At 60.7% G+C, this 13,204-nt stretch carries 11 protein-coding genes; 3 read left to right on the plus strand and 8 right to left on the minus strand.

Translation table 11 applies throughout. The features are described 5' to 3' along the window. Positions 1-82: 82 nt before the first annotated feature. Together ACS4RR_RS22255 and ACS4RR_RS22260 are read right to left on the minus strand one after the other, a co-directional pair. A complete protein-coding gene (locus ACS4RR_RS22255) occupies positions 83-1,447 on the minus strand; it encodes a putative bifunctional diguanylate cyclase/phosphodiesterase (protein ID WP_017963006.1) in 1,365 nt (454 codons plus the stop codon). Positions 1,448-1,777: 330 nt separating this feature from the next. After that, positions 1,778-3,499 carry a response regulator gene (locus ACS4RR_RS22260; RefSeq protein WP_456189412.1) on the minus strand — a complete coding sequence of 574 codons (1,722 nt, stop codon included), beginning with the start codon at positions 3,497-3,499 and terminating at the stop codon, positions 1,778-1,780. A gap of 184 nt (positions 3,500-3,683) precedes the next feature. On the opposite strand from ACS4RR_RS22260, the gene mutL reads away from it, so the two are divergent. Beyond that, positions 3,684-5,486, plus strand: a complete 1,803-nt coding sequence (mutL, locus tag ACS4RR_RS22265; RefSeq protein ID WP_456189413.1) for a DNA mismatch repair endonuclease MutL — start codon at positions 3,684-3,686, stop codon at positions 5,484-5,486. A 67-nt stretch (positions 5,487-5,553) separates the two neighbouring features. Continuing rightward, positions 5,554-5,784 (plus strand): DUF2093 domain-containing protein, encoded by a 231-nt coding sequence (locus ACS4RR_RS22270; protein WP_003545832.1) that lies wholly within the window; start codon positions 5,554-5,556, stop codon positions 5,782-5,784. 283 nt (positions 5,785-6,067) lie between these two features. On the opposite strand, the gene ACS4RR_RS22275 is transcribed toward ACS4RR_RS22270, so the two are convergent. The 4 genes from ACS4RR_RS22275 to ACS4RR_RS22290 form a co-directional block, all read right to left on the minus strand. Then, positions 6,068-7,013 (minus strand): IS630 family transposase gene (locus ACS4RR_RS22275; protein WP_222282285.1). Its coding sequence is split into 2 segments (ribosomal slippage): positions 6,068-6,673 and positions 6,675-7,013, totalling 945 coding nucleotides; the frame shifts between segments, so codons are not numbered across the junction. A gap of 333 nt (positions 7,014-7,346) precedes the next feature. Further along, positions 7,347-8,264, minus strand: coding sequence for a sugar ABC transporter substrate-binding protein (locus ACS4RR_RS22280; protein WP_456189414.1), 918 nt, complete (start codon positions 8,262-8,264; stop codon positions 7,347-7,349). 78 nt (positions 8,265-8,342) lie between these two features. Next, positions 8,343-9,107, minus strand: a complete 765-nt coding sequence (locus tag ACS4RR_RS22285; RefSeq protein ID WP_170262434.1) for an ATP-binding cassette domain-containing protein — start codon at positions 9,105-9,107, stop codon at positions 8,343-8,345. Further along, a complete protein-coding gene (locus ACS4RR_RS22290) occupies positions 9,104-10,162 on the minus strand; it encodes an ABC transporter permease (RefSeq protein ID WP_260110206.1) in 1,059 nt (352 codons plus the stop codon). Before ACS4RR_RS22290 ends, ACS4RR_RS22285 begins: the two co-directional genes overlap by 4 nt. 99 nt (positions 10,163-10,261) lie before the next feature. Here ACS4RR_RS22290 and ACS4RR_RS22295 point away from each other — a divergent pair, with 99 nt between their 5' ends. Beyond that, positions 10,262-11,146 (plus strand): GntR family transcriptional regulator, encoded by an 885-nt coding sequence (locus ACS4RR_RS22295; RefSeq protein WP_260110205.1) that lies wholly within the window; start codon positions 10,262-10,264, stop codon positions 11,144-11,146. Between the two features lie 51 nt (positions 11,147-11,197). Here ACS4RR_RS22295 and lpxK read toward each other — a convergent pair whose 3' ends face one another. Both lpxK and ACS4RR_RS22305 read right to left on the minus strand, forming a co-directional pair. After that, the gene (gene lpxK / locus ACS4RR_RS22300; protein WP_260110204.1) at positions 11,198-12,271 is read right to left on the minus strand and encodes a tetraacyldisaccharide 4'-kinase; all 1,074 of its coding nucleotides are present in this window, start codon (positions 12,269-12,271) and stop codon (positions 11,198-11,200) included. Positions 12,272-12,476: 205 nt separating this feature from the next. Further along, positions 12,477-13,199: an HAD family hydrolase gene (locus ACS4RR_RS22305; RefSeq protein ID WP_260110203.1), complete on the minus strand. Its 723-nt coding sequence runs from the start codon at positions 13,197-13,199 to the stop codon at positions 12,477-12,479. Positions 13,200-13,204: the final 5 nt, after the last annotated feature.

Below are 13,204 nucleotides of genomic sequence, written 5' to 3' on the forward strand. Positions count from 1 at the left end.
CTAGAACTGGATGCTTTTAGGCCAGATCGGCCTAAAAGCATCATGCTCTAGGGGCGCCATCGTTTTATGGGGCGCCATCGTTTTATGCGCTGACACGCTCCATCATAGTCGGATCGTAGTAGTTCTCGTGTAGGAAGCGCAGCGTGGCGATACCATCGGCCGGACGGCCGAAGTGATAGCCCTGGCCCATGCCACAGCCGAGCATACGCAACTTCACTGCCTCCGCATAATCCTCGATGCCTTCCGCCACGACCTCCAGCTCCAAACCCTCGCACATGGTGAGGATCGCCTTGATGATGTGTTCGGAGGCGCGATCGGAATTGATGCGCGAGACGAAGGCACGGTCGATCTTGATCTTGTCGAAGATAAAGTCGCGCAGGCGTCCGAGGCTCGACTGGCCGGTGCCGAAATCGTCGAGCGAGATGCGCACACCGGCGGCGCGCAGATCGGCGATGATCCGATGAGCGGTATCGGCCGAACTCATCACGGCGGTCTCAGTGATCTCCAGCTCCAGCCGATGCGGATCGAAGCCGACGCGGCCGAGGATCGACAGGACGCTGCTGCTCGTTCCCGGATCCATCAGCTGGGCCGAGGATAGATTGAACGACAGAAAGAGTTCGCGCGGCCAGGACAGTGCTGCTTCGGCGGCTTTACGCAGCAACGCCTCCGACAGCGCATCGATGAAGCCGCGCTCTTCGGCGAGCGGCACGAAGACGCCGGGCGGCACGAAGCCGAGATCGGGGTCGTTCCAGCGGGCGAGCGCCTCAAAGCCGACGACCTGATTGTTGGACAACGAGACGATCGGCTGGAAATGCACGTCGATCGCATCCGAGATGATGGCGTTTCTGAGCGCCTGCTCCAGTTGCGTCGCGCGTTTCATTTCCTGCGCGATCTCGCGCGAATAGACGGTGATCTGGCCGCGACCGCGGCGCTTGGAGCGGTAGAGGGCGGTTTCGGCACTCTTCAGCAGTTCCTCGCAATCCTCTCCGGCGAACGGATAGATAGAGAAGCCGAGGGAAGCGGAGAGACGGACGTTGCGGTCACCGAGGTCATAGGGGGCTGATAGCACCTCGCGGATCATCTGGCCGAACTTCTCGGCACTCGCCCGCTCGAAGATCAATGGCAGCACGAAGGCGAATTCGTCACCATCGTGGCGGGTGACAAGCGCGCCGTCCGGAATACAGGCCCTGAGACGATGAGCGACCTGGCAGAGGATTTCATCGCCGGCTGTCGAGCCGAACAGGTCGTTGATCGGCTTGAAGCTGTCGAGGTTGACGATGCCGATGGTGAAGGGGGCCGGATCGCTGGCGCGCTCGGAAGAGATCTGCAAGACCTTGTCCCGCATGCGATTGCGGTTTCCCAATCCGGTCAGCGGATCGGTGTAGGCCATCGCCTGAAGCTCATTCTGACCCACGGTCAAGAAAGCTATTTCCGCCGATTTTATCATGCAAACCCGAGCTTTCCCCCGCAGCTATGCAAAAGAATGACCGGCATGTCTTAACAATTCGATAGGAAATCAGCGACCTCTGCCGCCTGGAACACCCAAAATCTAGGGAGTTGACGGGTATTTCTGTTAGAGCGGTTCAGCTTCTCATGGAAGCGCCGAACCGCTCTAACATTTGTTTTACGCAATTCCGGACGGAAAACCGCTTCACACTTTTCCTGAAATTGCTCTAAAGCGCGTCGCGATCTTTCAGATTCGCTCCTCGCGCTTTAGGTCTTTGTTTTTACGCATGTCGTTAGCGCAAAACCGCTGCACACTTTTGCGCGACATGCTTTAGTTTCGCGCCCGCAAAGCCTCGGCCATCAGGTACTTCTGAAATACCAGTTCGAGCATGTCCGGGCTGACGGGTTTCATGATGACGTCGTCCATGCCTGATTTGACGCATTCGGCGCGGTCGCGCTCGAAGGCCTGGGTGAGCACGCCGATGATCGGGGTGCGGGTTCCGCCGCCGGTTTCCTCCATCTGCCGAATGAGGCGGGCGGCCTCGAAACCGTTGAAACCCGGCAGGGAAATATCCATCAGTACGATCTGCGGCCGGTGCTCGGCCCAGAGGCGCACGGCCTCGTCACCGGTCGCCGCAAGCATATGGCGGTAGCCGAGGCCTTCGAGGATCTGCGAGAAGACGATCTGGTTGATATCGTTGTCTTCGGCGACAAGAATCTGCAGGCCGACCACATCGTCGGACGTGCTGATTTCCCAATCCGCATCCGAACCGGCGGCGCTGCGGCTGTTGCGGTTGAAATGGCGGGCGATCTGGAATGTGAGCTCGTTGGCGATCTGGAAGCCGTGCATGACGAGCGCCGGGATGCCGTATTGCTCGGCAAGCTCGAGGCAGCGCATGCCCATCTGGTTGTCGATGATCAAAAGATCGAGCGAGATGCCGGAGGAGGTGGCGATTTCCAGGAACCGCTCCTCTTCGTCCTCGCCGCGGACCGAGCAGGATTCGAAGCCGTATTTCGTCAGTGTCCGCAGCGCGGCGGTTTCGGCTGCGAGGTCGGCGGTGACGACGAGGACCTTGCGGCCGGAGAAATTCTCCGGAACAATCGCTTCCATCGCCGCTGGTTCGCGCCGCCCGACACTCGTTGGTACCGGCACATAGGCCCGGCGATAGCTTTGATTGCTGGAGGCGGTGATCGCGGACGCTTGGCCGAACTCGTCGAGATCGGCGCCGTCGCGCGGCAGGTCCTGCGTGGTCGACACCAGGAAATAGCGGCCGGGCTTGCCGATGCGGTGTTTGCGGCTGACGATGTCGCGCTCGATACCGTCGCGGGAGATCTGACGCTGGCGGGAGACGGACATCTCGCCGGTCTCCAGCACGTGGCGATCGCTCTCCTCGAAGCGCTCGGCGATCTCCTCTGAAAACAGATCACCGCTCTTACGGCCGAGCACCTCGTCGGCGCTCGTCTGATATTTCTCGCAGAAGGCGAGATTCACCGCGACATAGGTGAGGTTGCGATCCTTGACGAAAAGCGGAAACGGCAGATTGTCGAGAATGTCCTCGGTGAGCTGCACGCGCTCCAGATCGGAGCGCCATTGCTCTTCGCGCTTCTTGTTCTCGGAAATGTCGGAGATGATGGTGACGCCGTAGCCGCCCGGCAGCCTGCGCTTGACGAAGCGGACCCAGCTGTCGGTGCCATGGCGCTCGACGGCGTCGAAACGCTCGCGCCAATGCGAGGCGATTTTCTCCGACAGCCAGTCTTCGCGGCTGAGCGAGCCACCTCGCCTGACATCATACTGCTGGCGAATGCCGGTGTCGTACATTGCGCCGAGGAAATCGCGAAGCCGCGTGCCCGGCTTCAGCATTTCGGCGGGCAGCGGAAAGAATTCGAGGGTCTGGCGGCTTGCGAAGATGAGATGATCGTTCTTGTCGTAGATGATGAAAGCTGCGGAAAGGCTGTCGCACACGACATCGAAAAGCGCCGTCTGCAGATCGGCCTCGGCGGGAGCCCCATCGATTCCTGATGATGTGTCCGCCTTTTCGAAGCCGGCACTCATTCTATTCCGTCCCACATCTGTTCGATTTCGCAGCTTCCGGAGGCATATAAATAGAAATGCCATTTTTATGTTAAAACCGGCTTAACATTACCTACCCCCACATTTGGGGAAGCCCCCGGATCACGGTTCGGGAAAGCGCTTGGAAAGCCCTTCCCTCCGGCCCGCGAATCTCCGAAAATAGCCCATGGCCATCAGACAGCTCTCCGAAACGCTCATCAACCAGATCGCCGCCGGCGAAGTCATCGAACGGCCGGCGAGCGCTGCCAAGGAACTGATCGAAAACGCGCTCGACGCGGGGGCGACGCGCATCGAGATCGCCACATCAGGCGGCGGCAAGGCGCTGCTGCGCGTCAGCGACAATGGCTCGGGCATGGACGCGGCCGATCTGGAACTGGCGGTCAGGCGCCACTGCACTTCGAAGATCTCCGAGACGCTCGAGGATATCCGCACGCTCGGCTTCCGCGGCGAGGCGCTGCCCTCGATCGGCTCGGTTGCAAGGCTCAGCATCGCAAGCCGCAGGCGCGACAGCACTGGCGGCCACGAGATCGCCGTTGCCGGCGGCAAGATCGCGCATATCAGGCCGGCTGCCGCCAATCCCGGGACGATCGTCGAAGTGCGCGACCTGTTTTTTGCCACACCCGCCCGCCTCAAATTCCTGAAGACGGAGAAAGCCGAGGCTGGCGCCATCACCGAGATCGTCAAGCGCATGGCGATCGCCTTTCCGGCCGTGCGCTTCGTGCTGTCGGGCTCGGACCGCACGACGCTGGAATTCCCGGCGACCGGCGATGATCATCTGGCGCGCATGGCGCAGGTACTCGGCAAGGAATTCCGCGACAACGCCATTGCGCTCGACGCCGTGCGCGAAGAGATCTCGCTCACCGGCTTTGCCGGCGTGCCGACCTTCAATCGCGGCAACTCCGCCCATCAATACGCCTTCATCAACGGCCGGCCGGTGCAGGACAAGCTGATCCTCTCGGCGATCCGCGGCGCCTATGCCGAGACGATCCCATCCGGACGCCATCCGGTGGCGGTGCTATCGATCACGCTTGATCCCGCTCTGGTCGACGTCAACGTGCATCCGGCGAAATCCGACGTGCGGTTTCGCGACCCTGGCCTGGTGCGCGGCCTGATCGTCGGCGCCATCCGCGAGGCCTTGGCGCGCGACGGCAGCCGGGCGGCGACGACCGGGGCGAGCGACATGCTGCGTTCCTTCCGCCCCGGCTTCCAGCCGAATAGCCAGCGGCCGCAAACGCCATGGTCGGCCGAAACGTCGCCCTCCCGGCCCTATCAGCCGACAACGGGTTTCGGCGAGCGGCCCCAGGCGTCCTTCGACGGACTTTCGATGCCGACGGCGCGAGCCGAGCCGCAATTTTCGCCGCAGCCGGCAGCGACCGAACCAAATGCACGGTATCCGCTCGGCGCGGCACGGGCGCAGATCCACGCAAACTACATCGTCGCCCAGACCGAGGACGGGCTCGTCATCGTCGATCAACATGCCGCGCATGAGCGGCTGGTCTTCGAAGCGATGCGCAAGGCGCTGCATTCGAAGCGGCTGGCCTCGCAGGTGCTGCTCATCCCCGAGATCATCGACATTCCGGAAGAGGATTGCGACCGGCTGATGCAGCATGCGGCCGAGCTTTCCGAACTCGGCCTGGCGATCGAGCGTTTCGGCCCAGGCGCGATCGCCGTGCGCGAGACGCCTGCCATGCTCGGCGAGGTCGATGCGCATGGCCTGATCCGCCAGCTCGCCGACGAGATTGCCGAATGGGACACGGCGTCCGGTCTGTCGGCCAAGCTCGAATATGTGGCAGCGACCATGGCCTGCCACGGGTCGGTGCGCTCCGGACGGCGATTGCGGCCCGAGGAAATGAACGCGCTACTGCGGGAGATGGAAGTGACGCCCGGCTCCGGCCAGTGCAATCACGGCCGGCCGACCTATATCGAATTGAAGCTCAGCGATATCGAACGGCTTTTCGGCAGAAGCTAAAAAAGCTGGAAAAGCAGCCCTTGCGGGAGTATGGCAGACGGATGACAGACTGCAGGGAACGGAGCGCATGAATTTGTTCGAAGGACACGGAAACCGCGAGGCGAAGATCCGGTATCTCGATGGCGATTTCCAGATTCTCTCGCCCGGCTCCTATGTCGTCTGCGCGATGACGGGAAAACAGATTCCGCTCGACGAATTACGCTATTGGAGCGTCGCCCGGCAGGAGCCCTATGCCGACGTGATCTCGGCAATCGATGCCGACAAACGCGCCGGTGTGCTGCCGAACCAGCGGCGCTAGAGCCTTTCCGGGTTAGATTGAAGCATTCTGCCGGAGCAGGTTTTCGTCAGGGCAGAGGCGATTGGCGAAGGGCATACCTTTTGGTACGTCCGAGCCGATCGCCTCTGATCCTGGCGGAAAGATGCCCGGCCCTTCGGGTTGGCTGAAACGGGCCGGCTGATCGACCGGCCGGCTTGGCCGTAGAGCTTGGCTACGACGCGCGCCGGCCGGTCGACCATCCGACTCCGTTTGAGCCAACAGAATACTTCAATCTAGCCCGGAAAGGCTCTAGAGCGGGATTGTTTTATGTCCGTTCATATCCGGCTTCCTTGAAGTAGTTTTGGCACTCTTTCGGCGAGACGGTTTGAAGGGTGGCTGCCAGCGCGTCGTCGATGGCCTGTCGGGTTCGAGCCTGCGCCTTGCGCAGCTCGTGCTTGATCTTGGCGAAGAGTTTTTCGATCGGATTGAGATCGGGGGAATACTGCGGCAGGAAGAACAATCTGGCGCCGGCCTTGCGGATGGCGGCACGGATAGCGCCGGCCTTGTGCGAGCCGAGATTATCCATGACGACGATGTCGCCGGGTTTGAGCTCCGGTACCAGCACCCTCTCGACATAGATGCGAAAGCGTTCGCCATTGATCGGGCCGTCGATGATCCACGGTGCGCTGACGCGGTCGGCCCTGAGGGCTGCGACAAAAGTCATGGTATTCCAGTGGCCGAAGGGCGCATGGCCCAACAGCCGTTCGCCGCGCGGCGCCCAGCCCCTGAGCGGCGTCATATTCGTCTTCGTCCAGGTTTCGTCGATAAAGACAAGGCGAGATGGATCGATGCGATGGCGATGCTTCAGCCAGCGCGCCCGCCGGGCGGCAACATCGGGCCGCTCGCGCTCGCTGGCGACCAACGTCTTTTTTATAACTCAGCCCTTCCTCATGCACGAAGGTCCGGACGGCGCTGTAATCCACTTTCAGGCCGCGCTCTCCGAGTTCCGCCACCAACCCGCGCAAGGTGAACGCCTGCATGTGGCAGCGATCGATCAACCAGACCCGATGTTTACCTGAGATCGCCCGTGGCTTGTGCCCGCCCATCTGGCCGGGAGCCGCGCTGCCCGTCTCACGCAAGCGCCGGACCCAGTCGATCGCGGTGCTGATGCCAATGCCGAAGCGCTTTGCCGCCGCTCGACACGACAGGCCCTCGCGCGTTACTGCGCCAACAACGCGTTCCCGAAGATCATCCGAAAAAGGTTTCGCCATCCAGACCGGCCTCCTGCACCGGCCAGAATGGTGAATCTGATTTGCACCAGAAAGGGAATCCCTGTTCCGATTCCGACTAAAACAATCCCGCTCTAGCTGCTGCCATCTGCGTCGGAGGTTCTGGCTGTGATGGTTCTCCGGTCTGCAGCCCGGAGCTGCTCCAGGGAGAATATCCGCTCCGGTTACCCGGCGACTTGAAAAACCATAGGCTCATCCACGACAACGCCCGTATCGGCTGGCCAACGTGGCTCCGGGCCGCAAGGCTCGACGATATCATTCCCGACAGCGGGGAGGTTTGACTCCCCGCGTACGCGATCGACATGGGGCAACGGTTCACTTGAACTTCGCCATATTCTCAGGCGTCACGAGCGCAGCGCCGGAATCGATCAAAGACTCAACCTTCTCTCCGCGAATCGATTTTACCAGCGCATCCACACCGAGTTCGGCCATCTTGGTGGGGAACTGCGCCACCGACGCATCCTCGACTCCACTCTTCAGCGCTTCCTCTTCGCCGCAGCAGAAATCGAAACCGACCAGCACAATCTTGTCATTGGCAGTGCCAGCGTTCTTGATTGCGCGCGCCGCGCCAGCAGCGGGTGGGCCGCAAGCGGCATAAATGGCCTTGAGATCCGGGTTTTTCGTCAGCAGATCCTCGGCGACACTGATCCCAAGCTCCTCGGTGCAGTTTGTTGCGCCTTTCCCGACGATCTTGACATCAAAGCCGTTCAGCCCTTCAAGCATACCGTTTACGCGGTCATCAAGCGCCGGCACACCGGGCACGCCCTCGAGAATCCCGAGCGTATCGCCGGCTTTAAGAACCGTTTTGAGATATTCGCCGGCGATTTTGCCCGCAGCGAAATTATTGGTCGTGGCAAGCGCCGTCCTGCCTTTCCAATCCGGAATGTTGTTATCCATCAGCACGACCTTGACGCCGGCCGCCACCGCCTTGTCCAGCGCAGTCGACACGGTAGGATCGACGGGCGTGAGGGCAATGCCCTGCACGCCTCGTGTCACCATGGATCTGATCTGTGCAATCTGGCCCTCGATGTCGGTTGCTGATGTGCCCTGCCCGTAGATGATCTCAACGCCGGGATTTCTCTTCGCATAATCTTTGGCGGCGTTCTCCATTGTTGCGAAGAATGGTACAGGGAATTTGGTTATAAAGCCGAGCTTGACCGGCTCCTGCGCCAAGGCCGGCACTGCAGCGACGGCCAGAAGCGCAAGAGCTCCCAGCAGGGATTGCGGTTTCATGATAGACCTCCCATGTTTCGACCGCCCTCCTCTAGAGCGATCTCGTTGTCCGCTGCCCCAACGAAGCAGCGATCTCCCTTAAGCCTCGGCGCCGACAATCATCGCGACAAGGTCCTGCTTGTTCGCTTCCGTCGGCTTCAGTTCACCCACCTTGCGACCCTGCCGCAGCACAACCGCCCGATCGGCGATTTCGACGACATGTTCCATGTTGTGCGTGATGATGATCACGGCATTGCCGTCGGCCTTGAGCTGATGGATAAGGTCAAGAACCTGGCGAGACTCGCGAAGCCCGAGGGCGGCCGTTGGTTCGTCAAGGACCACCAGCTTGCGCGCAAAAACAATGGCACGCGCGACCGCGATCGCCTGCCGCTGCCCCCCAGACATCAGCGCGACCGGCGCGTCGAATCTCGGCAGTTTAACCTTCAGGCGATCGATGACACCTGCTGCCTCCCGCTTCATCGCGCCCGTGTTGAGGAAGCGGAGCGGACGCGGCAGCCAGGAGGGGAAAGAGATTTCTCGTCCGCAATAGAAATTCTGTACCGGGGTCAGGTTGTCGAAAAGCGCCAGATCCTGATAGACGGTTTCAATACCGGCGCGGCGGGCGGCGGCCGTTGAATGGAGCGATACGGGCGCACCATCCACGAGGATCTCTCCTTCGTCGAGACTATGAAGCCCGCTGATGCATTTGACGAGTGTCGACTTGCCGGCGCCGTTGTCACCCAAGAGAGCGGTTACCTCACCCGCATAGGCATCAAAGCTTACATTTTTCAGGGCATGGATGGCGCCAAAGCGCTTCTGGGCGTTTCGAACCGAAAGTGCCGGTGTGGTCGATGCAGGGTTCATTGCACTCTCGCCGATTGAAGCACACGCGCGCGCGCCTCGAGATGGTTACGAAGCACGTCGGCCTCTACGGCGATGACGATGACCAGCCCAATCGCGATCATTTGGAAGAACACGTCGACCCCGAGAAGGTTAAGGGCGTTGCGGATGACGCCGATCAGCACGGCGCCGATCAGGGCGTGGCCGAGATGGCCTCGTCCGCCAAGGAAGCTGGCGCCGCCGATAATCACCGCAGCAATCGTGTCGAGCTCCAAAAGATTGCCGTAGATTGGCGAGGCGGCGGCGGTTCGTCCTGCAAGCAGCACCGCGCCGACACCTGCACAAAGGCCGCAAATAATGTAGGTCGCGAGCAGAACGCCCTTTACCGGTATACCCATGCTTCTGGCGGCATTCGGCGCGCCGCCGACCGCATAGACCCATCGGCCAAAGACCATCGACTTCGTCAGGATCAGAAAAAGAAGCCCGAACATCGCAACGGCAAAGAAGGAATTGGGCACACCAAGCGTCGTACCGCCGCCGATTGCAGTCACTGCATCGGGCATCCCGCGCATGGTGGTGTGGCCGGGCGCCAATGTAAGTGCCAGGCCGCGGCAGATACTCAAGGTCGCAAGTGTAATGATAAAGGGGTGTGGCAGCCGGCCATAGACAAAGACCAGGCCGTTGACCGCACCGATAGCAGCACCGGCAAGCAGCATCGCCATAATGACGACGACCGAGGAATCGACCTGCTGGTAGACAAGTCCGCCGATGACTGTTGCTAGCGCAAGATTCGAGCCGACAGACAGGTCAATCCCGCGAGTCAAGATAACGAGCTGCTGCCCCATTGCCACAACAGCAATCACTGCTGTCTGCGCCAAGATGTTTCCGAGATTAACGGGCTTTAGAAACGCCGGCGTGATCAAACTGACGACGGCGATGAGCATAATCAGGATCAACAGAGGGCCTAGGCTCAATAGCCTCAGCCCCAACGTGATGCCGGATTGTCTCGGATGGAAGGCTGCATCCTGCGAACCACCAGGCCGCGACGAATTCTGAGGCAGAATCCCGGAGTCTTCCAAATTCCCCTAGCCTCCCCCGTTTTTTATACATAAGAAACATATGATACACGTGCGTCAACTTGTTTTTTATGGATAAGTAACCATGCCAGGAGTTGTGCCATGCGAACGGATACGACCTTCAAGCGGGCATTCAATGACATGATCGATATCATTCGGACGCTCGATCTTGGGGAGGAATTGCCGTCTGAAAATGCACTGCGCGCCCAGCTTGGCGTGAGCAGAACAACGGTGCGGAAGGTGCTGGCCGGGATGTCCGCACGTGGGATCATCATATCTGAAGCGCACAGGCGGATTATAGGTGAACAACCGCAGCAGATAGAGCGCTATCCGAAGGAAGAGACCTTGGCCATTTCGGAACAGGTCGAGACGAGCTTCATGGAATGGATGCTGCGCGGCGATGCCTGTCCGGGTACAGAAATCAATGAGACGGAATTAGCTCGGAAATTCGGCGTCGCGACAACGATCGTCCGTGAGTTCCTCAATCGATTTCAGAAATATGGCCTGATCGAGAAGCGTCAGAATGCAGGCTGGGTTTTTAAAGGGTTCACAGCCAGTTTCGCACTCGAACTGTTCGAGATCAGAGAGATGTTCGAAATGCGCTCCGCACGGCTTTTCGCTGCCCTGCCCGACGGGTCGCCCCTCTGGAAACAGATCCAATCCATGCGGGCGGCACATTTGGAACTGCTCGCGGATATCGACGCTCGGTTTCAGGATTTCTCGGAGCTGGACAGCCGCTTCCACCGGCTGATTACGGCAGTGGCGCCAAACCGCTTTATCGAAAGCTTCCAAGACGTGATAGCCATGGTCTTCCACTATCACTATCAGTGGAACAAGCGTGATGAACGCGCGCGGAATGAGGTCGCCATTAGTGAACATCTCGCGCTGATCGAAGCCCTCGAAAGCCGCAATATCGCGTTGATCGATCGCGCATACCGGTTGCATCTGACTTCCGCCCGCGAAACTTTGCTTCACTCGATCGCGTGATCGCATTGCATATACGGATGTGCGCAGGACGAGACGTTTTGCAGCAGCTTGTTAGAGCGGCTCAGTCTTTCCCGGAATCGATTTAATCCCGGCCTTGATCTCCCGCAGCCGTCGCTCGCGGCAGGCGGCGATCGCCCGGTCGATGATGAGGCTGGCGGCGAGGTGATCCTCGAAGACCATGTCGACCTCAATCACCCGGCTCTTTTCGGCGAGCCGCGCCGCCTTGCCGTGATGGCCGGAAAGGCGGACGAAATCCTTGGAGGTGGTGACGATCAGGAGACCTTGACTCTCCGCGGTCGTCAGAATGTCGTCGATCTCCTCTTCGGTCAGGTGCTCGTGATCTCCGAAGGACTTGGCGACGACAATTTCGGCGCCGCGCGATTCGACCGTGCGGAAGAATTTGGTGGGATCGGCGATGCCGGCGAAGGCAAGCACCTTGCTGCCGGCCAGCGTATTGTCGCCGCGCACTTTCAGCGATGCGGTGAAATAGGGCTTTGCCGCGCGCGCCGCCATACGGACGATCCTGTCGGCGGCATTGCCGCCGCCAACCTTCAGCAGCGCCGTCGCAGAGCGGAGCTGCTGGCGGACCGGAGCACGGACTGGGCCGCCGGGCACGATATGGCCGTTGCCAAGGCCGCGCGTCGCGTCGATGACGAGCAGGGCATAATCGATCGCCAGCCGGGCGCTCTGGAACCCGTCATCCATGATGATGAGATCGGCGCCCTCCGCCACCAGGCGCTGAGCCCCTTCGACGCGCCGGCGGGAAATCACCGTCAGCGCTTCCTGGGCAAGCAGCAAGGGCTCGTCGCCGACGGCAATCGCCCAGTGATGATCGGGATCGACCACGGTGGTCACATCGAGCGAGCCGCCGTATCCCCTGCTGAGAAAGCCGGGCTTCAGCCCCTTCGCCTTGGCGGCGCGAGCGATCGTCAGCGCCGTCGGCGTCTTGCCGGCGCCTCCGACGGTGAAATTGCCGACGCAGATGACCGGAATGGGAACGGAGGCGCGGCGCGCATGGGCCATGCGGTGGCCGGCGATACGGCCATAGAGAAAAGAAAGCGGCAGCAGCAGCCAGGCCCGCCAATCGGCTTTCCTCCACCAGAACGGCGGCGCTTCGGATATCATCTTGCCGTCCCGCTCCCCTGCCCGGCTAGAGTATTTCCGTTTTTCTTCGAATCACGGCAATGCTCTATCACTTTTGTTCTTGCGCAATCCCGGACGCAAAACCGCAGTACACTTTTGATGGAATTGCTCTAGTCACAGCCAGTCCCCTGCTTCTCGACGGAGGAATTGAGAAGCCAAAACCTGAAAAAATGCAAGCCCTTACCCGTCAGGCCGGCTGCAGGTCCGCCAGCAGGGTCTCGATGGCGGTGATATCGTCGAGCACATGATCGGCCGCAGCGGTCAGCGTCTCCCGCGAACCGGTGCCGGTCAGCACCGCAATCCGCAGGCCAGTGCCGGCATTCAGACCCATGTCCAGATCGTGATTGTTGTCGCCGACAATGGCGACCTCTTCAGGCAAAAGACCGGTCGCGGCACAGAAGCCGAGCACCATGCCCGGCTCCGGCTTGACGCCGAAACCGCTGTCATAGCCGGCGATATAATCGACATAGCGGGCGAAACCGAAGCGTTCGGCCGTCTGGCGGATCGACCGTTCATTGTCGCTGGAGGCGACACCGAGCTTGAAGCCGCGCCGATGCAGCCGGGCGAAAAAACCGGCGAGGTCGGTCACCGGCACGGAAAATTCGGCGGCGCTGGAAAAGAGCTCGTCGAGGCGGACCGTCAACTCGTCGACATCGACCATCGAGCCCGCCGCAACGAGGCCCGAAGCGATCTGGCGGGTATTGCCGGCGGCAAGCAGGCTGTCGGGAATGATGTGGCCGGTCACCGGATCCATACCGCAGGCCGAAAGCAGCCGGTTGGCGAGAAGCTCGTCCCCTTGGGCGGCGATGCGGGCAAGCTCGCGGTTGACCGGCAGCCAGCTCTCATCATAGTCGAGCAGTGTGCCGTCCTTATCGAAGAGGATGCCTTTGATAGGCGCCACAGCCGACATGTTCG

The sequence above is a fragment of the Rhizobium zaerense genome, from assembly GCF_051810725.1.
GTDB classification, from domain to species: Bacteria; Pseudomonadota; Alphaproteobacteria; order Rhizobiales; family Rhizobiaceae; genus Rhizobium; species Rhizobium leguminosarum_I.